This window comes from Streptomyces sp. NBC_00872, assembly GCF_045161915.1.
Lineage (GTDB): Bacteria > Actinomycetota > Actinomycetes > Streptomycetales > Streptomycetaceae > Streptomyces.
The window spans coordinates 4,597,752-4,623,648 of sequence record NZ_CP108806.1 but is presented as its reverse complement, the minus strand read 5'-3'; the positions used below and the strand labels follow the sequence as shown (position 1 = coordinate 4,623,648).

The 25,897-nt window shown below is 68.8% G+C and carries 22 protein-coding genes and 2 tRNA genes; 14 read left to right on the top strand and 10 right to left on the bottom strand.

What is annotated here, in order from left to right:
• Positions 1-51 precede the first annotated feature (51 nt).
• Genes OG214_RS19735 through rpmH form a run of 5 tightly spaced genes read right to left on the bottom strand, consistent with a single transcriptional unit; the run spans position 52 to position 2,746 of the window.
• Positions 52-561, bottom strand: a complete 510-nt coding sequence (locus OG214_RS19735) for a R3H domain-containing nucleic acid-binding protein (protein WP_093594279.1) — start codon at positions 559-561, stop codon at positions 52-54.
• 14 nt (positions 562-575) lie between these two features.
• Positions 576-1,859 (bottom strand): membrane protein insertase YidC, encoded by a 1,284-nt coding sequence (gene yidC / locus OG214_RS19730; RefSeq protein WP_363079891.1) that lies wholly within the window; start codon positions 1,857-1,859, stop codon positions 576-578.
• 3 nt (positions 1,860-1,862) lie between these two features.
• Positions 1,863-2,222, bottom strand: coding sequence for a membrane protein insertion efficiency factor YidD (gene yidD / locus OG214_RS19725; RefSeq protein WP_405985484.1), 360 nt, complete (start codon positions 2,220-2,222; stop codon positions 1,863-1,865).
• Complete coding sequence (gene rnpA / locus OG214_RS19720) at positions 2,219-2,590, bottom strand: ribonuclease P protein component (protein ID WP_363079888.1); 372 nt, start codon at positions 2,588-2,590, stop codon at positions 2,219-2,221. Before rnpA ends, yidD begins: the two co-directional genes overlap by 4 nt.
• An 18-nt stretch (positions 2,591-2,608) precedes the next feature.
• The gene (rpmH, locus tag OG214_RS19715; protein ID WP_003949374.1) at positions 2,609-2,746 is read right to left on the bottom strand and encodes a 50S ribosomal protein L34; all 138 of its coding nucleotides are present in this window, start codon (positions 2,744-2,746) and stop codon (positions 2,609-2,611) included.
• A 362-nt stretch (positions 2,747-3,108) separates the two neighbouring features.
• Here rpmH and dnaA point away from each other — a divergent pair, with 362 nt between their 5' ends.
• The 11 genes from dnaA (at position 3,109) to OG214_RS19660 (ending at position 18,270) form a co-directional block, all read left to right on the top strand.
• Entirely contained in the window at positions 3,109-4,908 is a 1,800-nt protein-coding gene (gene dnaA / locus OG214_RS19710) for a chromosomal replication initiator protein DnaA (protein WP_405985483.1), read from the top strand.
• A 985-nt stretch (positions 4,909-5,893) separates the two neighbouring features.
• Entirely contained in the window at positions 5,894-7,024 is a 1,131-nt protein-coding gene (gene dnaN / locus OG214_RS19705) for a DNA polymerase III subunit beta (RefSeq protein ID WP_363079886.1), read from the top strand.
• A 78-nt stretch (positions 7,025-7,102) separates the two neighbouring features.
• A complete protein-coding gene (gene gnd, locus OG214_RS19700; protein ID WP_405985482.1) occupies positions 7,103-7,990 on the top strand; it encodes a phosphogluconate dehydrogenase (NAD(+)-dependent, decarboxylating) in 888 nt (295 codons plus the stop codon).
• A 60-nt stretch (positions 7,991-8,050) separates the two neighbouring features.
• Positions 8,051-9,277 carry a DNA replication/repair protein RecF gene (gene recF / locus OG214_RS19695; RefSeq protein ID WP_405985481.1) on the top strand — a complete coding sequence of 409 codons (1,227 nt, stop codon included), beginning with the start codon at positions 8,051-8,053 and terminating at the stop codon, positions 9,275-9,277.
• Positions 9,274-9,858, top strand: coding sequence for a DUF721 domain-containing protein (locus tag OG214_RS19690; RefSeq protein WP_405985480.1), 585 nt, complete (start codon positions 9,274-9,276; stop codon positions 9,856-9,858). The genes recF and OG214_RS19690 overlap by 4 nt, the downstream gene beginning before the upstream one ends.
• A gap of 688 nt (positions 9,859-10,546) precedes the next feature.
• Positions 10,547-12,625, top strand: a complete 2,079-nt coding sequence (gene gyrB / locus OG214_RS19685; protein ID WP_363079882.1) for a DNA topoisomerase (ATP-hydrolyzing) subunit B — start codon at positions 10,547-10,549, stop codon at positions 12,623-12,625.
• A gap of 65 nt (positions 12,626-12,690) precedes the next feature.
• Positions 12,691-15,336, top strand: coding sequence for a DNA gyrase subunit A (gene gyrA / locus OG214_RS19680; RefSeq protein ID WP_363079881.1), 2,646 nt, complete (start codon positions 12,691-12,693; stop codon positions 15,334-15,336).
• 87 nt (positions 15,337-15,423) lie between these two features.
• A complete protein-coding gene (locus OG214_RS19675; RefSeq protein WP_365902168.1) occupies positions 15,424-16,029 on the top strand; it encodes a DUF3566 domain-containing protein in 606 nt (201 codons plus the stop codon).
• Positions 16,030-16,087: 58 nt separating this feature from the next.
• Positions 16,088-16,161: transfer RNA gene (locus OG214_RS19670), tRNA-Ile, on the top strand.
• A gap of 191 nt (positions 16,162-16,352) precedes the next feature.
• The gene (locus OG214_RS19665) at positions 16,353-16,487 is read left to right on the top strand and encodes a DLW-39 family protein (protein WP_208857699.1); all 135 of its coding nucleotides are present in this window, start codon (positions 16,353-16,355) and stop codon (positions 16,485-16,487) included.
• Between the two features lie 367 nt (positions 16,488-16,854).
• Entirely contained in the window at positions 16,855-18,270 is a 1,416-nt protein-coding gene (locus OG214_RS19660; RefSeq protein WP_405985479.1) for a hypothetical protein, read from the top strand.
• A 64-nt stretch (positions 18,271-18,334) separates the two neighbouring features.
• Here OG214_RS19660 and OG214_RS19655 read toward each other — a convergent pair whose 3' ends face one another.
• Complete coding sequence (locus OG214_RS19655) at positions 18,335-19,909, bottom strand: serine/threonine-protein kinase (protein WP_405985478.1); 1,575 nt, start codon at positions 19,907-19,909, stop codon at positions 18,335-18,337.
• A 63-nt stretch (positions 19,910-19,972) separates the two neighbouring features.
• Positions 19,973-20,521 carry a DNA-binding protein gene (locus OG214_RS19650; protein WP_066955535.1) on the bottom strand — a complete coding sequence of 183 codons (549 nt, stop codon included), beginning with the start codon at positions 20,519-20,521 and terminating at the stop codon, positions 19,973-19,975.
• A 186-nt stretch (positions 20,522-20,707) separates the two neighbouring features.
• On the opposite strand from OG214_RS19650, the gene OG214_RS19645 reads away from it, so the two are divergent.
• Positions 20,708-20,780, top strand: a tRNA-Ala gene (locus OG214_RS19645).
• A 268-nt stretch (positions 20,781-21,048) separates the two neighbouring features.
• Positions 21,049-22,044 carry a helix-turn-helix transcriptional regulator gene (locus tag OG214_RS19640; protein WP_405985477.1) on the top strand — a complete coding sequence of 332 codons (996 nt, stop codon included), beginning with the start codon at positions 21,049-21,051 and terminating at the stop codon, positions 22,042-22,044.
• A 117-nt stretch (positions 22,045-22,161) separates the two neighbouring features.
• On the opposite strand, the gene OG214_RS19635 is transcribed toward OG214_RS19640, so the two are convergent.
• Positions 22,162-22,371, bottom strand: a complete 210-nt coding sequence (locus OG214_RS19635; RefSeq protein WP_383035795.1) for a hypothetical protein — start codon at positions 22,369-22,371, stop codon at positions 22,162-22,164.
• Positions 22,372-22,587: 216 nt separating this feature from the next.
• A complete protein-coding gene (locus OG214_RS19630) occupies positions 22,588-23,046 on the bottom strand; it encodes a peptidoglycan-binding domain-containing protein (RefSeq protein ID WP_405985476.1) in 459 nt (152 codons plus the stop codon).
• Between the two features lie 564 nt (positions 23,047-23,610).
• Between OG214_RS19630 and OG214_RS19625 the strand changes: the two genes are divergently transcribed.
• Positions 23,611-24,063, top strand: coding sequence for a peptidoglycan-binding protein (locus tag OG214_RS19625; RefSeq protein WP_405985475.1), 453 nt, complete (start codon positions 23,611-23,613; stop codon positions 24,061-24,063).
• Positions 24,064-24,422: 359 nt separating this feature from the next.
• Here the strand turns inward: OG214_RS19625 and OG214_RS19620 are convergent, their stop codons facing one another.
• Entirely contained in the window at positions 24,423-25,808 is a 1,386-nt protein-coding gene (locus tag OG214_RS19620; protein ID WP_405985474.1) for an ABC transporter substrate-binding protein, read from the bottom strand.
• Between the last annotated feature and the right edge of the window lie 89 nt (positions 25,809-25,897).

Below are 25,897 nucleotides of genomic sequence, written 5' to 3'. Positions count from 1 at the left end.
AAAAATCGGCCCCGCCTGCGGAACAGACGGGGCCGGAAAGCGATGGACCGATCAGGCCGGGAGCACCACGACGAAGCGCTGGGGCTCCTCGCCCTCGGATTCGCTGCGCAGACCCGCGGCGGCGACCGCGTCATGCACAACCTTCCGCTCGAAGGGTGTCATGGGGTTCAGCTTCACCGGCTCGCCGGTGCTCTTCACCTCGTCCGCGGCCTTGGCACCCAGCTCGGCCAGCTCGGTGCGCTTCTTGGCCCGGAAGCCCGCGATATCCAGCATCAGCCGGCTGCGGTCCCCGGTCTCCCGGTGGACCGCGAGCCGTGTCAGCTCCTGAAGCGCCTCCAGCACTTCACCGTCACGTCCCACCAGCTTCTGCAGATCCCGGCCGCCCGAGTCGCTGATGATCGAGACCGCGGCCCGATCGGCCTCGACGTCCATGTCGATATCGCCGTCGAGATCAGCGATATCGAGCAGACCTTCGAGGTAGTCGGCCGCGATCTCCCCTTCCTGCTCCAGGCGGGTCAGGGTGTCGCCCCCCTCGGCGGCGGAGATGGTGCCTTCCGTCACGGATGGACTCCTTCTTACTTCTTGGACGGGTGCTTGGGCCGCTGCTGGCCCTTATTGCGCTGCCCCGACTTGGCTTGGCGTGCGGAACCGGCGGCAGGCTTGCCCGTCGGCTTGGACTTGGTGTCCTGCGGCTCGTCCTTCTTCTGCAACGAGGTCTTCGCCACGTCGTCGGCGGCCTCGGAGTCCTTGGCCTCGGCCGGCTTCTCCATACCCGGGTGGGCAGCGGCGGCGGCCTGTCGCTGTGCCTTGGTCTGGCGCTTGGGCTGCCGCCTCGCCGCAGCACCGGACTCGGCCTCGGCGGAGGTGGTCTCGCTCTTGATCACGGTGCCGTCGGCCTGGACCGCCAGACCCACCTTGGCCAGGCCCGTGACGAACTTGCGCTCGTTGTCGTTGCGGTCGGGCCCCTTGGCCACGATGGCCTTCACGACATTGCGCTTTCGACGGGACCGGACCTCGCTGTGGGAGGTGATGCTCTTGAGCAGCCGCTGGAGGTACTGGTCCTGCGCCTTGCTGCCCGGCGTCGGGTTCTGGTTGATCACATACATCTGCTGGCCCATGGTCCACACGTTGGTGGTCAGCCAGTAGACGAGCACACCAACGGGGAAGTTGATACCGGTGACGGCGAAGATCAGCGGGAAGATGTACATGAGCATCTTCTGCTGCTGCATGTACGGCGTCTTGACCGTCAGGTCGACGTTCTTGGTCATCAGCTGGCGCTGGGTGTAGAACTGCGATGCCGACATCAGAACGATCATGATCGCGGTGACCACACGCACATCGGTCAGCGAGGCGCTCAGGGACGCGACCTTGTCACTGCTGTCGGTGAACTTGGCGGCCAGCGGGGCGCCGAAGATATGCGCCTGACGCGCGCTGTCCAGCAGCGACTGGTTGATGACACCGATCGTCTTGCCGCTCGCGATGCTGGAGAGCACGTGGTACAGGGCGAAGAAGAACGGTGACTGCGCCAGGATGGGAAGACATGAGGAGAGCGGATTGGTACCCGTCTCCTTGTACAGCTTCATCATCTCTTCGGACTGACGCTGTTTGTCGTTTTTGTAGCGCTCCTGGATCGCCTTCATCTTCGGCTGGAGCACCTGCATATTCCGGGTCGACTTGATCTGCTTCACAAAGAGCGGAATCAGACAGATCCGGATCAGCACCACCAGGGACACGATGGACAGTCCCCAGGCCCAGCCCGTGTCAGGGCCGAAGATCGTCCCGTACAGCGCGTGGAACTGGACAATGACCCATGAAACAGGTGTGGTGATAAAACTGAAGAGACTGGCAATCGTGTCCACTAATCAGGCTCCTTGAGCTTTGGGCGAGGTCTCTGCGGCTGGACTGGGAGTTTCGGGGGCCGATCCCCCGGAAGGCACGCCAGCGGCGGAGTGCCCGCCCCTACTGCCGCGCCACGCATTGCGCAGCAGTTCGTGCCACCGTGGGCGCTTGCGCGATGGGACATGGTCCACACCGCCCGGCGACCACGGATTGCACCGCAGAATGCGCCAAGCGGTCAGCGCCGTGCCTTTCACCGCGCCATGCCGGTCGATGGCCGTATATCCGTAGTGCGAACACGACGGGTAGTACCGGCAGACGGGCCCCAGCAGCGGGCTGATCGTCCACTGGTACAGCTTGATAAGAGCCAGCAGCGGGTACTTCATCGCGTGCCCCCTCCCAGCAGCCGCCGGAGAGCGGCATCCAGGTCTCGGGCCAGTTGTGCATGGTCGGCGTCACCCGCTCCGGGCAGCGCCCGTACGACAACCAGGCTACCGGGGGGCAGCTCGGGCAGTCGTTCGCGTATCAGATGACGAAGTCTGCGCTTCACCTGGTTACGTACGACGGCACCGCCCACGGCCTTGCTTACGACGAAACCCGCACGCGTCGGGGAGGCGCTCTCCCCAGGCGCGTGCGGGTCCATTGCACCGCTACGTAGATGGACGACAAGAAGCGGGCGTCCGGCCCGGCGTCCTCGGCGTACCGCGGTCGCGAACTCCTCGCGCCGCCTCAGCCGATTCTCGGTAGGCAGCACGTCATGACCTGACGGCGATCAGGCGGACAGACGGGCGCGACCCTTGCCACGGCGGGACGCGAGAATCGCGCGGCCGGCACGGGTACGCATCCGCAGCCGGAAGCCGTGGGTCTTGGCGCGACGACGGTTGTTCGGCTGGAAGGTGCGCTTGCTCACTCGGGGGCTCCAGAGATGATGGGTGTGATGGCGGGACATCGCCTGGCTGTCACCGTGCGCCCACGATTAGCTCGCGTTTACGCCCGAGTGCACCGCTTCACAACCACAGATCGTGATCTTTGCCCATCGGAGGCAGGCGGCAGCAGCCATCGACAACTCGACCTGGTCACGGTACGCGCGGCTACGCCATCCGGTCAAACCAGCTCCATGCCGGGCTCCATTGTGCACAGGCTGTGGACAACAACTTGAACCGCGTGGGCCGCCGTGACTACCGTGGCTGAACTCCGGCTTCATTTCCTGCCGGTCTTCCCACCCCGTCCCGAGAACCACACATTCGTGGGACCTGCGAGAGAGCGTGCCTTGTGGCTGATGTACCTGCCGATCTTGCCGCAGTGTGGCCACGAGTGCTGGAGCAACTCCTCAGGGAGGGCCAGCAGGGCGTCGAGCCCAAGGACAAGCAGTGGATCGAACGCTGCCAGCCTCTGGCACTCGTCGCCGACACCGCGCTGCTCGCCGTCCCCAATGAATGGGGAAAGCGCGTCCTGGAGGGGCGGCTCGCCCCGCTCATCAGCGAGACCCTGAGCCATGAGTGCGGCCGGCCCATCCGGATCGCCATCACCGTCGACGACTCGGCGGCCGAGCCCACGCCACCGGCCCCGGCCGTACCTCAGCAGCACCGGTACCAGGGGCCGCTCCACGACGAGCAGCGGCAGGGCGATACATACGACTCCTACGGGCACCGCCCGTCGGACGACGGCATGCCCTCGGTGCGCCCCGCCTACCCGGACTACCAGCAGCAGCGCCCCGACCCCGGCGCCTGGCCGCGTACCCAGGAGGACCTGTCCTGGCAGCAGCCCCGGCTCGGCGGCTACCAGGAGCACGATCCGTACGCCACCGTGCGCCCGCAGCAGCCGCACGACTACCGGCAGCCCCAGGGGCTCGATCCCTCGCCGTACGAACAGCGTCCCGACCGGCGTGATCTCCAGGAGCCGCCATCACCACGCCACGGCGGCGGACCCGGCGGCGGACCCGGGGGAGGGCCCGGCGGTGGTCCGCACGGCGGTCCCCGCGGTGGAGCGCCGGGACCGCTCGGCGCCCAGCCCGCCCCGGCGCCGGGCCCCGGCGAGCCGCATGCCCGGCTCAACCCGAAGTACCTCTTCGACACCTTTGTGATCGGCGCGTCCAACCGGTTCGCGCACGCGGCGGCGGTCGCCGTCGCCGAGGCGCCGGCGAAGGCGTACAACCCGCTCTTCATCTACGGGGAGTCCGGGCTCGGCAAGACGCATCTGCTCCATGCCATCGGGCACTACGCACGCAGCCTCTACCCGGGCACCCGCGTCAGATATGTCAGCTCGGAGGAGTTCACGAACGAGTTCATCAACTCGATCCGTGACGGCAAGGGCGACACCTTCCGCAAGCGCTACCGCGATGTCGACATCCTCCTGGTCGACGACATCCAGTTCCTGGCGAGCAAGGAGTCGACGCAGGAGGAGTTCTTCCACACCTTCAACACGCTCCACAACGCCAACAAGCAGATCGTGCTGTCCTCGGACCGGCCGCCCAAGCAGCTCATCACCCTCGAGGACCGGCTGCGCAACCGCTTCGAGTGGGGGCTGACCACCGATGTGCAGCCGCCCGAGCTGGAGACGCGTATCGCGATCCTCCGTAAGAAGGCGGTGCAGGAGCAGCTCAACGCGCCTCCGGAGGTGCTGGAGTTCATCGCCTCCCGGATCTCGCGCAATATCCGCGAGCTGGAGGGCGCGCTCATCCGGGTCACCGCGTTCGCCTCGCTCAACCGGCAGCCGGTGGATCTGGGTCTCACCGAGATCGTGCTCAAGGATCTGATCCCGGGCGGTGAGGACTCCTCCCCGGAGATCACCGCCGCGGCCATCATGGCGGCGACCGCCGACTACTTCGGTCTGACGGTGGAGGACCTCTGCGGCTCCTCCCGGAGCCGGGTGCTGGTGACGGCCCGCCAGATCGCGATGTACCTCTGCCGGGAGCTGACCGATCTGTCGCTGCCCAAGATCGGTGCGCAGTTCGGCGGCCGTGACCATACGACGGTGATGCACGCGGACCGGAAGATCCGGGCGCTGATGGCCGAGCGCCGCTCCATCTACAACCAGGTCACCGAGCTCACGAACCGCATCAAGAACGGCTGAGGACGGCCGCCGCGACCGACGCCTGACACGCCTGACACGCCTGACACGCCTGACACTCCTCACCGCCTTACACGCCTGACAGGGCTGGCTCAGCCGCCGCGCCGCCCGCCGGCGAAGGGCGCCCGGGACACCGTCCGAGACGGTCCCGGGCGCCCTTTGTCATGCCCCGAGGCACCGCCGCGGGCCCCTCGCGTCCTGTCCCGAGCCTCCTGGCGACCTCGCCGGCGCGTCGGTCTCGCTCCAGGGCTGTTCGAATCAGCGCCGGCCCGAGGGTCTTCTCCACAGATCGGGGAGCGATCTTCCGTCCACAGCCTGGGGACCACGAAGTTGTTCAGACTGTGTCCACAGGCTCCGCCATCGGAGAACCATCAGGCCAGGTCAGGCCCCTGTGGAATTGTGGCTGACGCCGCTCCACAGACTGTGGACGAAAAAATCTTCCACAGGGCGCGGCCGCGGTTGTCCACCGGCGGCCCACAGGCAGGCGCCCGTTGCCCACAGCCTGTCCACATCCCTGTCCACTGTTCGGCAACGAAACGCCCGGGATCGCTGAGTCGAGTGAAAGGCGTCACACCAAGGAGGCGGATTGGGCTGTGGGGAACCTGGGTAAAGCTGGGGACGGGTCTGGGGAGAAGTCCCTGTGTCCTGTGCATCGAATGTGCAGAACTTTCGCGCGTCCACAGAATCACTGAGTTGTCCACCGTGCGCGCCCACAGGGTCGGTGGACAAAAAAGTAGGCCTGACCTGCGGAAACGACGTTATCCACGGTTTCCACAGGCCCTACTACTACTCCCACTTAGAGTTACCGGGGAATCTGCTTGGAAGCGGGTCCTGTGCACAACTCGGCCCCCGAGCCTCCGGCGCCCGTCGCCTCGACTTGACCCGCAGCAGCGCCGAGTGTCGGCGCCGTACGTCAGACTGGTCCCCGGCATCACAGCCGACGACGAAGGCCAGCAGGGCGAGCCAGCAACAGCAGGAGGCGGTTCCGGTGAAGATCCGGGTGGAGCGCGATGTACTCGCGGAGGCGGTGGCCTGGGTGGCCCGCAGCCTCCCGGCCCGTCCGCCGGCGCCCGTACTTGCGGGCCTTCTGCTGAGGGCGGAGGACGGCGCTCTCAGCTTCTCCAGCTTCGACTACGAGGTCTCGGCACGGGTCTCGGTGGACGCCGAGGTCGAGGAGGACGGCACCGTCCTCGTCTCCGGCCGGCTCCTCGCCGACATCTGCCGCGCCCTGCCCAACCGCCCCGTGGAGATCTCCACGGACGGTGTCCGGGCGACCGTGGTCTGCGGCTCCTCCCGCTTCACGCTCCACACACTTCCTGTGGACGAGTACCCGGCGCTGCCGCAGATGCCCACGGCCACCGGCACCGTCCCTGGCGAGATCTTCGCCTCGGCCGCCTCCCAGGTCGCCATCGCCGCGGGCCGTGACGACACGCTGCCGGTGCTGACCGGCGTACGGATCGAGATCGAGGGCGACACGGTCACCCTGGCCTCGACCGACCGCTACCGCTTCGCGGTCCGTGAGTTCCTCTGGAAGCCGGAGTCCCCGGAGATCTCCGCGGTCGCCCTGGTGCCCGCCAAGACGCTGCTGGACACCGCCAAGGCGCTCACCAACGGCGACACGGTCACCCTGGCGCTCTCCGGGTCCGGTGCCGGTGAGGGGCTGATCGGTTTCGAGGGCGCCGGGCGGCGCACCACCACCCGGCTGCTCGAAGGCGATCTCCCGAAGTACCGCACGCTGTTCCCCACCGAGTTCAACTCGGTCGCGGTGATCGAGACCGCCCCGTTCGTCGAGGCCGTCAAGCGCGTGGCCCTGGTCGCCGAGCGGAACACCCCGGTGCGGCTCAGCTTCGAACAGGGCGTGCTGATCCTGGAGGCCGGTTCCAGCGACGACGCACAGGCTGTGGAGAGGGTCGACGCGCAGCTGGAGGGCGACGACATCTCGATCGCCTTCAACCCGACCTTCCTGCTGGACGGTCTGAGCGCGATCGACTCCCCGGTGGCTCAGCTCTCGTTCACCACCTCCACCAAGCCGGCGCTGCTCAGCGGCCGGCCGGCCGTCGACGCCGAGGCGGACGAGGCGTACAAGTACCTGATCATGCCGGTACGCCTGAGCGGCTGACCCCACAGGTGAGTGGCCGGGTCCGGGCGTAGGCTCGGATCCGGGTACGCAATCGCCTCAACGCTTAAGGAATCCCTGATGGAGCTCGGTCTCATCGGTCTCGGCAAGATGGGCGGCAATATGCGCGAGCGCATCCGCCGCGCGGGCCACACCGTCATCGGATACGACCGCAATCCGGACCTTGCCGATGTGCACAGCCTTCAGGAGCTGGTGAGCAAGCTCAAGGGTCCTCGGGCCATCTGGGTGATGGTGCCGGCCGGTGCCCCGACCCAGGCGACCATAGACGAACTGGCCGCGCTGCTGTCCCCCGGCGATGTCGTGGTCGACGGCGGCAACTCCCGCTGGACGGACGACGAGAAGCACGCCGTCGAGCTCGGTATCAAGGGCATCGGCTTTGTCGACTGCGGTGTCTCCGGCGGTGTCTGGGGCCTGGAGAACGGCTACGCGCTGATGTACGGCGGTACCCCGGAGCATGTGGCGCAGGTGCAGCCGATCCTCGACGCGCTCAAGCCCGAGGGCGACTTCGGCTCCGTGCACGCCGGCAAGGTCGGCGCGGGCCACTTCGCCAAGATGGTCCACAACGGCATCGAGTACGCCATGATGCAGGCCTATGCCGAGGGCTGGGAGCTGCTGGAGAAGGTCGACTCGGTCACCGATGTCCGGGAGGTCTTCCGCTCCTGGCAGGAGGGCACGGTCATCCGTTCCTGGCTGCTGGACCTGGCGGTCAACGCCCTGGACGCGGACGAGCATCTGGACCGGCTGCGTGGCTTCGCGGAGGACTCCGGCGAGGGCCGGTGGACGGTCGAGGCGGCCATCAACCACGCGGTGCCGCTGCCCGCGATCACCGCGTCGCTGTTCGCGCGGTTCGCCTCCCGGCAGGACGACTCGCCGCAGATGAAGATGGTCGCGGCGCTGCGCAACCAGTTCGGCGGTCATTCGGTCGAGTCGAACGAACCGACGAAGTAGCGGAAAAGCGGAAAAGCGGAAGAAGCAGAGCACCGAGCCGGGGGAGGCCGACGCACACCCATGCATGTCACGCACCTGTCGCTGGCCGACTTCCGCTCCTACGCCCGGGTCGAGGTCCCGCTCGATCCGGGCGTGACCTCTTTCGTGGGGGCGAACGGGCAGGGGAAGACCAATCTGGTCGAGGCCGTCGGCTATCTGGCCAGCCTCGGCAGCCACCGGGTGTCGTCCGACGCCCCGCTGGTGCGGATGGGTGCGGAGCGCGCGGTGATCAGGGCCGCGGTCACCCAGGGCGAGCGTTCGCAGCTGATCGAGCTCGAACTGAATCCCGGCCGCGCCAACCGCGCCCGTATCAATCGGTCCTCGCAGGTCAGACCGCGTGATGTGCTGGGGATAGTACGGTCCGTGCTGTTCGCGCCGGAGGATCTGGCGCTGGTGAAGGGCGATCCGGGCGAGCGCCGCCGGTTCCTCGACGAACTGATCACGGCGCGCTCTCCCCGGATGGCTGGGGTGCGCTCCGACTACGAGCGGGTGCTCCGACAGCGCAACACCCTGCTGAAATCGGCGGCGATGGCGCGGCGGCACGGCGGGCGTGGCATGGATCTCTCCACGCTGGACGTATGGGACCAGCATCTCGCGCGCGCGGGGGCGGAGTTGCTGGCGCAGCGGGTCGATCTGATCGCGACCCTTCAGCCGCTCACGGACAAGGCGTACGAGCAACTGGCGCCCGGGGGCGGTCCGGTGGCGCTGGAGTACCGTTCCTCCGCCCTGGACGCCGTCGCCCTCGACGCCACCGCGGCCGGCCTCGCGGCCTCCGGCGCGGACCCGGTCCCGGGCGTGGACATCGGCGTGGGTGTGGACACGCGCGCCGCCGCCGCGTCCGCGCATACGCGCGACGAGCTGTACGCCCAGCTTCTGGCCGCCCTGGCCGGAGTGCGCAAGCAGGAGATCGAGCGCGGAGTGACGCTGGTCGGTCCGCACCGCGACGACCTGGTGCTGAATCTGGGCCGCATGCCCGCGAAGGGATACGCCAGCCATGGCGAGTCCTGGTCGTACGCGCTGGCGCTGCGGCTGGCCTCGTACGATCTGCTGCGCGCCGAGGGCAATGAGCCGGTGCTGGTGCTGGACGACGTGTTCGCCGAGCTGGACGCGCGGCGGCGGGAGCGGCTCGCGGAACTGGTGGTTCCGGGTGAGCAGGTGCTGGTGACCGCGGCGGTGGACGACGATGTCCCCGGGGTGCTGGCGGGCGCCCGCTTCCTGGTGGCCGATGGCGCGGTGGAGCGCGTATGACCGGCCTCGGAGGCTCGGAACCGCCCATGGAGCTGCCCACCGGGCCGCCCGGCACGGCGCGGCCGCCGGTGCCCGAGTCCTCCGGTGTGGACCTGGCGCGGGTCGCGCTGCGCGCGGCCAAGGAGCAGGCGCGGGCGCGCGGAGCCGCCGTACAGCAGAAGAAGCAGGCCCGGTGGGGCGGCGGGCTGCGGTCGGGCGCCGGGGCCGACGGACGCGATCCCCTGCCGCTCGGCGCGGCGATCAACCGGCTGATCACGGAGCGGGGCTGGGAGACACCGGCCGCCGTGGGCGGGGTGATGGGCCGCTGGCCGCAGATCGTCGGCGAGGACGTGGCGAAGCACTGTGTGCCGCAGCGGTACGACGAGGGCAAGGACGAGCGGGTCCTGACGGTCCAGTGCGATTCGACGGCCTGGGCGACGCAGCTGCGGCTGCTGGCGCCCCGGCTGGTGGCCCGGCTGAACGAGGATCTGGGCCATGGCACCGTACGGATGATCAAGGTGCTGGGGCCCGGCGGCCCGCCGCAGCGGTACGGACGCCTGCGCGCGCCGGGCAGCAAGGGACCGGGCGACACCTACGGCTGATCGCCGCCCCAAGGGCCGGCCGCACCGGCCGACCGCACGGACCGGATGTCCGGCCGCACGAACCGGCCGCATGGATCGGTTGCGAGGACCGGCTGTCGAGGACCGGCGCAGGGACCGAGCCCGGGTCGGCCGCCCTGCCGCGCTGTGGGGCCGACGCCCAGGGCTTCCGGGCCGCCCGCACGGCTTCCCGCCCGCACGGCCTCCCGTCGTACGACCTGCCTCCCGCCGTACGCCGTACGCCCTGCTGAGAGCCGCCGCGCGCGGCCTTACCCGTACGGGTGAGTGAGTGAGTGGATCAGCTTTGACGTGAGGAGGGGAACCCTTCCTGACGTGGGACAAATCCCGTCCCCCTTCGGCCTCTTTCCGGCCCCCCGCCCCGCTCCCGTCCGGCCCCGCCGACCTGCGAGAGCGCCCGGGGAAACCGCAGTGTCCCTCACCGTAGTGGGAGGTTGACAGCCCGAAGCGCCCTATGCCCGTGTGAGCCTCTTGGAGCCCCTTCCCGAATATGGGGAGTCGGCGGGCGCTCATTCAGGGCGGCACATGCGGACTCAGGTACCGGCAAACCCCCATTCGGGTCGGCGCTACCGGTAGACTGATGGGAAATCCCGCTGCGCTTGCGGGAACCGTCAACAGATGCTGACACAAGCCGAACGACGCAGCCGGTCCCCGCTTGCTCGGAGAACGGCCTGTGCTGTGCCAGAAAGGGCGCTTCGTGGCCGATTCCGGCAACCCCAATGAGAAGACTCCGTCCATCGCCACTGGTGAGAACGGCGAGGTCACCGCCTCGTACGACGGCAGTGCCATCACCGTGCTGGAGGGCCTCGACGCGGTCCGCAAGCGGCCCGGTATGTACATCGGCTCGACCGGTGAGCGTGGACTGCATCACTTGGTGTACGAGGTCGTCGACAACTCCGTCGACGAGGCCCTGGCGGGGCACGCGGACACCATCGACGTCACCATCCTCGCCGACGGCGGGGTGCGCGTGATCGACAACGGCCGCGGTATCCCGGTGGACATCGTTCCGTCCGAGAACAAGCCGGCCATCGAGGTCGTGCTCACGGTGCTGCACGCGGGCGGCAAGTTCGGCGGCGGCGGCTACGCCGTCTCCGGCGGTCTGCACGGCGTCGGTGTCTCGGTCGTCAACGCCCTGTCGTCGAAGGTCGCGGTCGAGGTCAAGCGCGACGGTTACCGGTGGACGCAGGATTACAAGCTCGGTGTGCCGACGGCCCCGCTGCTCCGCAACGAGGAGACGGGCGACTCGGGTACGTCGGTCACCTTCTGGGCAGATTCGGACATCTTCGAAACGACGGAGTACTCCTTCGAGACGCTGTCCCGCCGTTTTCAGGAGATGGCCTTCCTCAACAAGGGCCTGACCCTGACCCTGACGGACGAGCGCGAGTCGGCCAAGGCCGTCGTCGGCGCCGACGTCGCGGGCACGGACGTCGCCGAGGGCACGGCGGAGGAGCCGGCCCGTACGGTCAAGTACTACTACGAGGGCGGCATCGTCGACTTCGTGAAGTACCTCAACTCGCGCAAGGGCGAGCTGATCCACCCGACGGTCATCGACGTGGAGGCCGAGGACAAGGAGCGGCTGCTCTCCGTCGAGATCGCGATGCAGTGGAACGCGCAGTACAGCGAGGGCGTCTACTCGTTCGCGAACACCATCCACACGCATGAGGGCGGTACGCACGAAGAGGGGTTCCGGGCCGCTCTGACGGGCCTGGTCAACCGGTACGCGCGCGAGAAGAAGTTCCTGCGCGAGAAGGATGACAATCTCACCGGTGAGGACATCCGCGAGGGTCTGACGGCGATCATCTCGGTGAAGCTGGGCGAGCCCCAGTTCGAGGGCCAGACGAAGACCAAGCTGGGCAACACCGAGGCGAAGACCTTCGTCCAGAAGGTCGTCCACGAGCATCTGACGGACTGGTTCGACCGCAATCCGAACGAGGCGGCGGACATCATCCGCAAGTCGATCCAGGCCGCCACGGCCCGGGTCGCCGCCCGTAAGGCGCGCGACCTCACCCGTCGCAAGGGCCTGCTGGAGAGCGCGTCGCTGCCCGGCAAGCTGAGCGACTGCCAGTCCAACGACCCGTCCAAGTGCGAGATCTTCATCGTCGAGGGTGACTCCGCCGGCGGTTCCGCGAAATCCGGCCGCAACCCGATGTACCAGGCGATCCTGCCGATCCGCGGCAAGATCCTGAACGTCGAGAAGGCGCGGATCGACAAGATCCTCCAGAACACCGAGGTGCAGGCGCTGATCTCGGCGTTCGGCACGGGTGTGCACGAGGACTTCGACATCGAGAAGCTCCGCTATCACAAGATCATCCTGATGGCGGACGCCGATGTCGACGGACAGCACATCAACACGCTGCTGCTGACGTTCCTGTTCCGCTTCATGCGGCCGCTGGTCGAGGCCGGGCACGTGTATCTGTCGCGTCCGCCGCTCTACAAGATCAAGTGGGGCCGGGACGACTTCGAGTACGCGTACTCCGACCGCGAGCGCGACGCCCTGGTCGAGCTGGGCAAGCAGAACGGCAAGCGCATCCGCGAGGACTCGATCCAGCGCTTCAAGGGTCTGGGCGAGATGAACGCCGAGGAGCTGCGGGTCACCACCATGGACATCGACCACCGCGTGCTCGGCCAGGTCACCCTGGACGACGCCGCCCAGGCCGACGATCTGTTCTCGGTGCTGATGGGCGAGGACGTCGAGGCGCGGCGCTCCTTCATCCAGCGCAACGCCAAGGACGTCCGCTTCCTCGACATCTGAGTCGGTCACAGCCGACGGATCTCAGCTCACGGATTCGAAAAGGCCGAAAGGAACACTGACCAGCAATGGCCGACGAGAACACCCCTGACACCCCTGACACACCCGCCGTCCCCGATCCCGGCGCCCCGGAGACCGCCACCGCCGTGGAGGGCCTGACCGTCCGCGTCGAGCCGGTCGGGCTCGAGACGGAGATGCAGCGCTCGTATCTCGACTACGCGATGTCCGTCATCGTGTCGCGCGCGCTGCCGGACGTACGGGACGGGCTCAAGCCCGTCCACCGGCGGGTGCTGTACGCGATGTACGACGGCGGCTACCGGCCCGAGAAGGGCTTCTACAAGTGCGCCCGTGTCGTCGGTGACGTCATGGGTACGTACCACCCGCACGGCGACTCCTCGATCTACGACGCGCTGGTCCGGCTGGCGCAGCCGTGGTCGATGCGGATGCCGCTGGTGGACTCCAACGGCAACTTCGGTTCTCCGGGCAACGACCCGGCCGCGGCCATGCGGTACACCGAGTGCAAGATGATGCCGCTGTCGATGGAGATGCTCCGGGACATCGACGAGGAGACCGTCGACTTCACGGACAACTACGACGGCCGTAACCAGGAGCCGACGGTCCTGCCGGCGCGGTTCCCGAATCTGCTGATCAACGGCTCGGCCGGCATCGCGGTCGGTATGGCCACGAACATCCCGCCGCACAATCTGCGCGAGGTCGCGGCCGGTGCCCAGTGGGCGCTGGAGCACCCCGAGGCCACGCACGAGGAACTGCTCGACGCGCTGATCGAGCGGATCAAGGGCCCGGACTTCCCGACCGGCGCGCTGGTGGTGGGCCGCAAGGGCATCGAGGACGCGTACCGCACGGGCCGCGGTTCGATCACGATGCGCGCGGTGGTCGAGGTCGAGGAGATCCAGAACCGCCAGTGCCTGGTGGTCACGGAGCTTCCGTACCAGACCAATCCGGACAATCTCGCGCAGAAGATCGCCGATCTCGTCAAGGACGGAAAGATCGGCGGCATCGCGGATGTCCGCGACGAGACGTCCTCGCGTACGGGCCAGCGGCTGGTCGTCGTCCTGAAGCGGGACGCGGTCGCCAAGGTCGTACTGAACAATCTGTACAAGCACACCGATCTTCAGACCAACTTCGGCGCGAACATGCTGGCGCTGGTCGACGGCGTGCCGCGCACGCTCTCCCTGGACGCGTTCATCCGCCACTGGGTGACGCACCAGATCGAGGTCATCGTCCGCAGGACGAAGTTCCGGCTGCGCAAGGCCGAGGAGCGGGCGCACATCCTGCGCGGTCTGCTCAAGGCGCTCGACGCGATCGACGAGGTCATCGCGCTGATCCGGCGCAGTGACACGGTCGAGACCGCGCGTACGGGCCTGATGGGGCTGCTCGCGATCGACGAGATCCAGGCGAACGCGATCCTGGAGATGCAGCTCCGCCGGCTGGCGGCCCTGGAGCGGCAGAAGATCGTCGCGGAGCACGACGAGCTCCAGCTGAAGATCAACGAGTACAACGCGATCCTGGCCTCGCCGGAGAAGCAGCGTCAGATCGTCAGCGAGGAACTGGCCGTCATCGTCGACAAATTCGGCGACGACCGGCGTTCGAAGCTGGTGCCCTTCGACGGTGACATGTCCATCGAGGACCTGATCGCCGAGGAGGACATCGTCGTCACCATCACGCGTGGCGGCTATGTGAAGCGTACGAAGACCGACGACTACCGCTCGCAGAAGCGCGGCGGCAAGGGCGTACGGGGCACGAAGCTGAAGGAAGACGACATCGTCGACCACTTCTTCGTCTCGACGACCCACCACTGGCTGCTGTTCTTCACGAACAAGGGCCGGGTCTACCGCGCGAAGGCGTACGAGCTGCCGGACGCGGGCCGGGACGCCCGGGGTCAGCATGTGGCCAATCTTCTCGCCTTCCAGCCGGACGAGCGGATCGCCGAGATCCTGGCCATCCGGGACTACGACGCGGTGCCGTATCTGGTCCTGGCGACCAAGGCGGGTCTGGTGAAGAAGACCCCCCTGAAGGACTACGACTCGCCCCGTTCGGGCGGTGTCATCGCGATCAACCTCCGGGAGACCGAGGCGGGCGCCGACGACGAGCTGATCGGCGCCGAACTGGTCTCGGCCGAGGACGATCTGCTGCTCATCAGCAGGAAGGCCCAGTCGATCCGGTTCACCGCTACGGACGATGCCCTGCGTCCGATGGGGCGAGCCACATCGGGTGTCAAGGGGATGAGTTTCCGCGAAGGCGACGAACTGCTGTCGATGAATGTCGTCAGGCCCGGTACGTTCGTCTTCACCGCCACAGATGGCGGGTACGCGAAGCGAACCGCCGTGGACGAGTATCGCGTCCAAGGTCGTGGTGGACTCGGAATCAAGGCCGCCAAGATCGTGGAGGACCGCGGATCGCTCGTCGGCGCGCTGGTGGTGGAGGAAACGGATGAGATCCTTGCCATCACCCTCGGCGGCGGTGTGATTCGCACGCGAGTCAACGAAGTCAGGGAGACGGGCCGTGACACCATGGGCGTCCAACTGATCAATCTGGGCAAGCGCGATGCCGTCGTCGGGATCGCGCGTAATGCCGAGGCCGGCCGCGAGGCGGAAGAGGTCGACGGGACCGATGACCCGGGGACCGATGAGGCGGGTACGGCCGAGGTCGTCGCCGAGGACAATCCGTCCTCGGCCGGGGAGCACGAGGAGTAGAGCGTGAGTGGAGCCACGGGCGCCGGATCGGCCGCTTCCGGAGCGAACGTTGCCCGTGGCCCTGCCACGGACTCCCAGGGGGTAACGGTGACCGATACCCGGGGGCACAAGCCTCCGTACGAAACCTATGGCGCTGAGCAGTCGCAGCCGACCGCGCAGCCCTATCACCCGCCGCAGGCGTATCCCTCGCCCGGCGGGGGAACGCAGGGCGGACAGCAGGGGCCGCCGCAGGGCATGGCAGGGGCGTCCGCGCCCCTGGCCGGTGGTACGGCCGCGACCACGGCCGTACGCCGTCCGAGGACGGGCGCGCGGACGACTCCGCGGACGCGCAAGGCCCGGCTGCGGGTGGCGAAGGCAGATCCGTGGTCGGTGATGAAGGTGAGCTTCCTGCTCTCCATCGCACTGGGCGTCTGCACCGTCGTCGCCTCCGCGGTGCTGTGGATGGTCATGGACGCGATGGGCGTCTTCTCGACGGTCGGCGGAACGATCAGCGAGGCCACGGGCTCGAACGAGAGCAACGGCTTCGATCTCCAGTCGTTCCTGTCGCTGCCGCGGGTGCTCATCTTCACGTCGGTCATCGCGGTGATCGACGTGGTCCTGGCGACGGCGCTGGCGACGCTCGGCGCCTTCATCTACAACCTGTCGGCCGGCTTCGTGGGCGGTGTCGAGCTCACGCTCGCCGAGGACGAGTGAGCGACGGGTATCGATTTTGGGGCTGGCCCTGGAGTGCGCTAATCTTCAGGGGCAGCGCGGGGCTATAGCTCAGTTGGTTAGAGCGCATCCCTGATAAGGATGAGGCCACAGGTTCAAATCCTGTTAGCCCCACCGCGACAATCGGGTCCGTACGGAACGCCTCCGTATGGGCCCGATTGCATTTCGTAGTTCTTCCGATCGACTGCGATTTCCGCCTGATGAAGGCTGGAGTGGGGTCGCGGACAGGTCACCGATCGGTATCGGTCGGTGTGTATAGTCGGGCGCCAGAAGTCCCCTACGTCAAGGAAAGACGAGGTCGCGCGGTGAAGAAGCTTCTCCTGATCGCACTGGCCGCCATTGGCGGGCTCCTCGTGTACCGCCAGATCCAGGCGGATCGCGCCGAGCAGGATCTGTGGACGGAGGCGACCGACTCCGTGCCCGCAGGTTCGGGTGTGTGAGACCAACAGTCCTGATATGGGAGCCCCGGCCGCCGAGCGGCCGGGGCTTCGTGCTGCCGGGGGCTTTGCGCGGCCGGGGCTTCGTGCTGCCGGGGGTTCGGGCGAGGGGCTTTGTGGTTCCGGGAGCTGAGTGCCGGGAGCCGCGTATCAGGGCTATGTATCAGGGCTTCGTATCGGGGCTTCGTATCAGGGCTTTTCGCGGGTGGGGCTTTGTGCTGATGCGTTCACTGGCGTGAATCCTTCGCTTGCGTGAGCAAAGCGTGTGGGTGGGCCGGTGTGGGGGGACAGCGGCGGGAACGCCGGGGCAGGATGGACGCGCGTCGCGCCCGCCGCGGCGCGCGAAGGCCGAGAGGGCGAGGGGAAGCGCGTGAAGTGGCAGCGCAGCAGGGGCCGGGTGGCGTCGGCCGGGGCGGCGGTGATGTGCGCGGCGGCGGCGGTCTGCGCCGTGATGGCGCTGCCGGGGCAGTCCTGGGCGGCGGTCGGCGAGCCGAGCCCGTATGTCTTCGATCCCGGGGCACGGCGGATCGAGGGAGCGGCGACCACGAGCGACGCGCGGCCGCTGGACCCGGGCGCCACCTACCGGGACTCGATCCTGCCCGGCGGCAAGCTCGTCTACCGGCTGAATCTCGACGCTACGACGAACGCCTATGTTTCGGCGGTGGCCGTGCCCCAGCTCGGTACGACGGTCGCCTACGGGGACAGGATCAAGGTTTCGCTCCAGGACCGCCGGGGCGGTGACTGCAGCTCCAACGACGCGCAGTTCGGCTCGGCCGGCCGGTTCCCCAGGCCGCTCGCGGCCTATGCCTACCGGATGATCGAGGCGGGCGCGTACTCCTGCCAGGAGGCCGGTCCTTACTACGTCGTCATCGAGCGGACCAGCGATGACACCTCCACGCCCGAGCCGTGGGAGCTGGAGATCCGCCATGTCTCCGAGCCGGGGCTCACGACGGCGGGTGGCCCCTCCGAGGCGCCTTCGGAGTGGCCGAGCGCCTCTCCCGGTCCGGCTGAGGGCGCGCCGAGGGAGCGGGAGGGCGGTACCAGCTTCTTCGACGCGCAGGGGCTGGCCGACGGCGAGTGGACGACACGGATCGAGCCGGGCGAATCGCTCTTCTACAAGGTGCCGGTGGACTGGGGACAGCAGCTCTTCGCCGGCGCCGATCTGGGCAGCTCCGACGGCAGAGGCTTTGTGACAGGCGCTCTGACCATGTCCCTCTACAACCCGGCGCGGGGACTCGTCGACAGCACCGGCGCGATGTCGTACAACGGCAAGCAGAAGACCACCGCGCTCGATCCGCTGCCGCCGGTGGCGTACGAGAACCGCTTCGGCTCCCGTACGGGGGACAAGGAGATGCGGTTCGCCGGCTGGTACTACCTGAGGGTCAGTCTCAATCCCCAGGTGGGCGAGGAGTTCGGGGACAAGCCGTACGGGCTGACGGTGCAGGTGAACATCGAGGGCCGGGCCACCGCCGGACCGGGGTACGACGGGCCCGCGGGCGACTTCGCGCTGGACGGCGGCGGCGGGGCGGGCGGTCCTGGCGGCGCGAGGAGCGACGGCACGATGGTGCTGGTCGCGGTCGGCGGGATCGGCGCGGGCACGGTGCTGGTGCTGGGGCTCGGGGTCTGGACGCTGCTCGCGCGGCGGCGCGCGGGCCGGGGGCCCGGCCAGGGCCCGGGGGCGGGCACGGTGGAGATGCCGGCGCAGCACACGCTGCCCACCCAGCCGGCGCCGCCTGCGCAGTCGACGCCGCCTACGCAGTCGTACGGGCCGCCGTCGGCCTGGTAGCGGGAAACCCGGCAGCGGGAAACCCGGCGGCGGGAAACTCGGCGGTGAGAAGAACGGCCGCCGGTCAGATCTGGATCTGGGTCAGCGCCCAGAAGCCGACGGCGAAGCAGGCCAGCGCCACCAGCAGTACCGGGACCGTCACCTTCGGGGGCGGTCCCGGCCGTTTCCTGGGGGCATGGTGGGCCGGAGCGCGCACTGCCGCGTGCTCGTGCGGAACTGGCTGCGGCTGAAGTGGAACCTGCGGGCTCTGAGCGGTGTATGGACGAGTGTGAGCTTGTTCGTGCCAGACCGCCGCCGTCCGAGCCTGAGAGAGGTCGGGCGGCGCCGGGTGAAGGGGGGAGACCTGATGCGCCGGCATGGAGGTGGGGGGAGTGGGCGGCTGCGCCGGGTGCTGCGGTTGCGGGTACGGGGGCGCGGGAGCCTGCTGCCGCGGCTCGGGCGGCCGCGGCTGAGCCGGTGGCTGCCGCTGTGGCTGTTCCTGGGGCAGTTCCTGGCTGCGGTCGGGCGGTGGGGGGAGATGGAAGCTGCCGGTCTCCGACATGGAGGTGGGGGTCGGAGTGACGGGCGTGGAGGGAGGAGGGAGCGAGGGCGACCGCTGTACGGACGCCTGCCCGCCGGTCCGATGGGCCGCACGGGGGTCGGTGTACGGATCGGCGGCGTGCGGGCCTGTGTGCGGGCCGGACTGGGGACCGGACTGGGGGTCCGTGTGGGGAGCCGCCGGCCGCCGGGCCTCCGGCAGGACGAGCGGCGGAGGCTCCATGACAGGCCCGTCGGGGCCGAACGCGGAGGGGAGCGGTCCGATCTGGTCGAAGACCTCGACCAGTTCGTCGTCGATGTCCGGCTCGGGCAGCAGTTCCACGGCCGACGTCAGCGCCTTGCGCGCCCCCGTGGCCGTACGGAACCGCGCGTGCGGGTCGGGCTGGAGCAGGCCGGCCAGGACCTGCCACAGCGGCTCGGGGATGCCCTGGGGCGCCCCCGGGGTCCCATGGGCCAGGAAGAGCTCGACCAGGGCCTTGGAGTCCGGCTTCTGTCCTTGCAGCAGATAGAGCGCGACGAGACCGACGGCGAAGAGATCGGCGGGGAAATCGGGCTCGGCGCCCGTCAACTGCTCAGGAGCGAAGTAACCGGGCGTGCCGACCACATAGTTGGTCTCCGTCAGGCGCGGCTCTCCCTTGCGCATGGAGATGCCGAAGTCGGAGAGCCGCAGATGCGGCCGGGCCGTACCGGTCGCTTCCAGCAGGACGTTGGCCGGCTTGATGTCGCGATGCACGACCCCCTCCGCGTGCACCGCGGCCAGCCCGGACAGCAGTTGGTCGAGCAGGGTGCAGACGAAGCGGGGCGGCAGCGGTCCGTAGTCGCCGATGAGATGCGCCAGCGATCCGCCGCTCACCAGATCCATGGTGAACAGCACCTTGTCGTCGTCGGCGGCCCAGCTCGCCGGGGCGAGGACATGGGGATGATCGATTCTGAGCGCCTGTTCCCGGACGAAGCGCAGAAGGGTGTGCGCGTCGCTCTGCTGGAGGACCTTCGCCGCCACATAGCGCCGGCGCCGGTGGTCCCAGGCACGCCAGACGGCGCCGACACCACCGCGTCCGACCGGGTCGATCAGCTCGTACCGCCCCGCGAAGACCTCACCCATTGCGCCGCGCTCGCTCCCAGTCGTCTCGTCCGGCGGCCCGCCGCCCCCGGCCCCGCTCCGGTTCTAGCTCTGATGTGCCTCGTAGTGGGCGACCGCCTCGGCGGTGCGCCCGGCGCCGTAGACCCTGAGGAACTCTGCCAGTTCGGGCTGGGTCGGGGCGAGGGAGTCCGCCGCGTCTATGATGTCGCCGGCCGCCGCGACCGACCGCAGCAGGGACTGGATCTCGCGGACCACCCGGCGCACGGTCGGCGCGCCCGAGCTGTTCGTCGTCTGGCTGGTACCGGTGAGGACCGAGCCGCCCTGCGACTTCTTGATCTCTTCCATCCGGTCGGTGGCCTCCCCCGCGCTGACGCTTCCGTCCGCGACCTGACCGGCCAGATCCTGCAATGCCTGGACGCGTTGGACCACCGCCGGATTGCCGATCTTCGCGCGTTGACCGCTCATCAACTGGGAGAGCATCGGCGCGGACAGCCCGAGGACGGCGGCGAGCCTGGCCTGGTTCAGGCCAAGATCGTCGATGAGCCGGCGGAAGAGCGCCCCCAGTGGCTCTCCGTACCAGCTTCTCTGGAGTTCTCTGGCTCTCGCGGTCGTTTCCTGCTGTGCGGCGTCCATGTGCGTCTCCCCATCGCTTCCCCATCGCAGCGGCTTCGCTGCTGCGAACCTCGTGGGGCATCTTACGGAGCGTGGTCGCGCACGGGGAGTCCCAATCCTTTTGCGGGATCCCGGGGAACACCCGGTACTCTGGTCCCGGTGCTGGACGAGCCACGCGCCACCGCTCGTCCGTACCCGACCCGTCCCGGGGCCTTAGCTCAGTTGGTAGAGCGCTGTCTTTGCATGGCAGATGTCAGGGGTTCGACTCCCCTAGGCTCCACTTCTTTTACCCCCTCTGACCTGCGGAAACGCAGTCGAGGGGGTCTTTTTGTCCCCATTTTCCGTACTGACGTGCCGACGCGGTGATGCTCGGTGAGGGGACCGCGGAGGCGATCCGGGGCCGGGTCGGTACGCGGGGCGACGGGCGGCCGCCGCGCTGTCGCCGCAAAAGCTGGCGACTTCTTTTGCGGAAGGTCAAGATGTCTTGAACGCTGCGGCAGCAGCATGGGGGTTCCTCCCTCCCATGACATGACCATGGAGTGGTGCTGGTGGAAGCGCGTGAAATGAGGGTCCTCGGGCTGTCCGCCGCCGAGGAGCACGTCTACCGGCACCTGCTGCGCAATCCCGGCGCTCAACTGGACGACGTTCACATCCTGTTGCGGCACAGCGTGGACACCGTGCGGGCGGCAGTGGACCGTCTGCGCGCGTTACAGATCATCAGGGAGGACGGCGGCGCGGCGTGGGCCGGTGAGCCGCAACTCGTCGTCGCCAGGCTCGCGGACCAGCGCCTGGAGGATCTTTACGGGGAGATACGCGTCCTCACCCATCTCGGGCCGATCATCGATGCCCTGACGCGCGACATGCCCGTCACGGCGGCTCCGGAGACCGTACCCACGGTTGAACGGATCTCCGATCTGAAGGAGATCCGCACCCGCCTCGACGAACTCTCCTTCTTCGCCCGCACCGAAGTGCTCTCCGCCGAGCCCTATGACGCGCTCAGCGTCGAGAACATCGAGCACGCACGGCCCCTGGACATGCGATGCCTGCGACGCGGCGTCATCATCCGCAATCTGGTACGGCCCGCCGCACTGGAGGACCCGCCGACCGCCGCGTATCTCACCGAGCTCGCCGCGGCCGGCGCTCGGATCCGGGTGTCGGGCGAGCTGACCGAACTGATGCTGGTGTACGACCAGCACACGGCGCTGGTGCCGATCGATCCCAAGGACACGTCGAAGGGCGCGCTGTGCGCCCGGGAGACGGGGCTCGTCACCACCATCATCCGGCATTTCGAACGTCTCTGGGACTCCGCCGACGAGTTCAGCTCCCTGACCGGTCCCGCCGAGCCCGCGGGCGCGGAACTCTCGGAGACCCAGCGGAAAGTGCTCGTGTCCATGTGCTCGGTCGGTACGGACGAGGCCGGAGCCCGTGCCAGCGGGATGGCTCTGCGTACCTACCGGCGTCATATCTCCGCCCTGATGCAGATGCTGGGTGCGGGGAACCGGGCGCACGCCGCCCTCCTCGCACGCGAACGCGGCTGGATCTGACGCCGGTCCGCGAAGCGCCACCGCCCCTCCGGGCCGTACCGCCCCACGCTTGAGGTCCGCTCATGGAACCGGCGACGGCCTGTCGGCCGCCGCCGGTCAGCGAGGACTTCGGTCCAGTTACTCGGAGCACTCCCTCGACGGCCCGCCTCCGTCACCCTGCCAGCCGTTCGCCGGGCCCTTGCAGTCGTCTCCCAACGGCGGGCTGTCAGCGACAACGCTCACCCCGGCCGGTCCGCCGGCCTGCCCCAGCGCCAAGGACACCCCGGTCATGGCCAGCGCGGCGACGGCCGCTCCCGCGAGCGCTCTGCGCGCCGCTCCAGCGATCATCCTCACAACGTCCCCCTCGTCGTCCGAACGGCTTCTCGCTCCGGCCACGCTGTGCCCCGGTGGACCAGCCTTGCCGCAGCAGCAACACGGAGTCTGGCATGCGGCAAGGCCGCCGGACGCGCTTGTCCCAGGCAGCCTCCTGCCAGTCGCGCGGCAGCATCCTGCCCGCCGCTTCCTGCGAAGGACCGGCCTCGGGGTGCCGGGGCAGCCGCTGGCTCAGCAGTAGACGTCCGCGGTCTCGGCGAAACGCTTGAACGCGGCCTTGGTCCCGGCTCCGGGGATTCCGTCGATCGGGCCGGTGTAGTCCCATGCCCTCGCCAGCACTCGCTGCAGCGCCATCACCGTGCCCGGACCGACGATGCCGTCGATCTCGCCCTCGTATCCCCAGCGCGTGAGGTACCGCTGCATCGCCTTCCAGCTCTCCGTGCCCAACGCTCCGTCGATGGCGCCGTTGTAGTCCCAGCCGTATTCGAGGAAGCACTGCACCTTCTTGGCCTCCGCGGTGGTCAGCCCGAGGTTCACCACGGCGAGCGGGGCGATCTCCGAGGCTGTCGACTGCTGCTGCCGCGCGATGGGTACGGTCGCCGCGAAGCTCTCACCACCCAGGCCTCCGGCGGTGAGTCCGAGAACCGCGGTGGCGGTGACGAGAGCTCTCGACATGGCATTGGGTCGCATTCGTCGATCCTTTCCTGCGCACATCCGTGGCCGGCCGTAGGCGTCATGAAGGTGCGCGCGTCTGTGGACGGTTGATCCGGAAGTCGCGGGTCCGGTGCCGCGGCGGGCACGTGTCCGTACGAGACGGTCACGTGCGGCGGCAGCGGCGGCACCCTGTTTCCGGACTCAGGAGTGGAGTGGCAGCTCGGCCGCTGCCGTTCCGGTCGGGAGGGTGGCATCGACCGGCCGCGGGCCGGAAGGTGTTCAACGGCCGTGACCGCAGCGGGCGTTCGCGATCCGCTCGTGGCACCGGGCTCTCCGGCGACCAGGTCTCTCGGCCACCGGCGTTCAAGCGTTGACCGGCAGCGGTCGAACCCGTCCGTCCGGCCGTCCGACCGTCCGACCGGCAGCGGTCGACCCCGTCGGCCGACGCGTCCCGCCCCAGCCACCGCCCCACCCACCGTGCGACCCGGAGTCGGGGGGCCGCCTCGTTTGGACACCTTTGACACGCCCAAGAAGGCGGAAGCACTCTGCCCCCGGCTCACCCGCGGAACTCCGCGGGATCCGACACCGGAAAGGACCGCCATGCGGAAAAAGAGGCGTCTCAGAGCATTCGCCGCCACAGGAGCCCTGGTCACAGCTCTTCTCGGAACGGGAGTCGCCGTCGCGCCGAGCGCCTCCGCCGCGCTCTACACCTGCACCAAGGCCGGCAACATCGTCTACCCGTCGTACTACCTCAGGATGCCCGTCAACTCCGGTGGAGCCGGTGAGGTGGACTGTCTCCTTCCCGTGGGCAGCACCGGACCGGCCGTGGCGGCCCTGCAGCGCACACTCAACCGGTGCTATTCCGCCGGCCTGGAGGTGGACGGCGTGTACGGAGCGCTGACGAAGGCTGCCGTGGCGAAGGCCCAGCGCGGTGCGGGGGTGACCGCGGACGGGGTGTACGGGCCGTACACCGCCGCGAACATCAGGCACGCCACCTGGTCGAGGGACGTGCCGGACCACTTCCTGGGCTGCCGTCAGTACAGCCTGAGCTGATCACTTGCCACCGCCCGGCCGTGCACCGGAGTCTCCTCATCCGACGGGACTCCGGTGCACGGGCCGGCGGTCCGACACCGTCGTACCGACTCACTGGAGAAGACATGACCATGTCGAAAAGGCTGAAGAGCGCAAGGGCGTTCGCTGCGGCGGGGGCCCTGTGAGTACGGTCCCGAGACGCGCGGGAAGATGTCGTGGGGCTGGTACAGCATCGAGACCGGCGCACGCGTCAAGTGCGCCCGCCTCTGAACGAGCCCCTGCCCCTGACCGCTGACCGCTGACCCCTGACCCCTGACCCCTGAGCGCTGAGCGCTGAGCGACGGATCCCCGCCCCCTTGGCCGACGGACCGGCCCGGACGTCACCGGGGCCGCGTGGCCGGTATCCGGTGCTCGCGCAGGTTCCGGGTGAACTGCTTGGGCGTGGACCGCCCCGCGAAGAGGTCTCCGACCTCGCTCCGCAGGGCCGTGCGCCAGGACGGGTGGACGGCCTGTTCCCAGTTCAGGCCGAACGCCGGTGCCGCACGGACCAGTTCGTACTGGAAGCGGGTGAACTCGGGGTGGGGCGACGCCCCGAGTCGTCGCGCGGCGTCAGCCGTGACGGGAACTTCGCCGGCCTTCAGAAGGGCGTCGGTGTGATCCGGGGCCGAGAAGCTCTTCAGGAAGTCGAGGGCTCCACCACGGTGGGCTCCACCGCGGTGGGCTCCACCGCGGTGGGCTCCACCACGGTGGGCCTCACCGCTGCGGCCGGTGAGGTCGCTGACCGAGAGATAACCGGCCGGAGTGCCGACCAGGTTCTTCGGGTCGCCTCTGCCGTCCTCGACGGCCGGGAACGGGAACCAGCCCAGATGCCGTCCGGCGAACTCGGGGAACCGTTCGACGAGGGCGGCGTGCTCGCGTGAGTCCATCAGGTGCATGGCCGCCCGCCCCCGGGCGAACCGGGCGGTGGCCGTTCCCTCGGTGTAGGAGACGGTGGCGAAGTCATCGCCGAAGGCCCCGGCGTCGGCCAGGGACGTCACCTCCTGCGCGGCCCGCAGGACCACGGGGTCGCCCCAGCGGGTGTGGTCGCCCGCCTGGATCCGGCGGAAGACGTCGGGGCCGCCGAGGCGTTCCACCAGGTACGCCAGCCACATCACCTCCGTCCAGGTGTCCGAGCCGCCCAGTGCGAACGGCGTGATGCCCGCCCTCGTGATACGGGAGGCCACCAGCCGGAGCGTGCTCCAGGCGGACGGCGGACGCAGGCCGAGACCGGCGAAGAGCGCCTTGTTGTAGAAGAGCAGCACGGGCCGGGTGCCGCGCACAGGGACGCCGAACGGACGCTCGTTGACGTAACTGCCCGTCAGGGCCGAGGGAAGGAAGCTCGGCCCGAGCTCCGGGTTGTCCAGCATGATGTCGTACAGGTCGGTCAACTGGTACTCCTCCGCCGCGGTACGGATGGCTCCGCTGCCCCAGTGGAAGAGGAGATCGGGGCCCTCGGCGCTGCCCAGCGAGGCACGCAGTTCGGCCTCGTAGGCGTCGGCCGGTATCCGGCGGAGTTTCACGGAGGTGCCGGAGGACTTCGCCGCGGCGGACCTCCCGAAGCGCTCGGCGGCTGCTTCGAGGACGGCGGTGGCACCGTCTTCGGGAACGAGGACCGTGAGCGCGTCCGAGTCGGCCGACGGCCCGTCCGCGCCGCAGCCGGCGAGACCGGTGGAGACCAGGGCGGCGGCGCCGGTGCGGAGGAACCGCCGCCTGTTGGGAGACAGCATGGGCGCAGTGCCTTTCCACGAGGGCTGTTCGAGGGCTGTTCGCCGCGCCGGAGCCCGTACGCGGCGATGCCCGGTCCGGGCGTACGCGG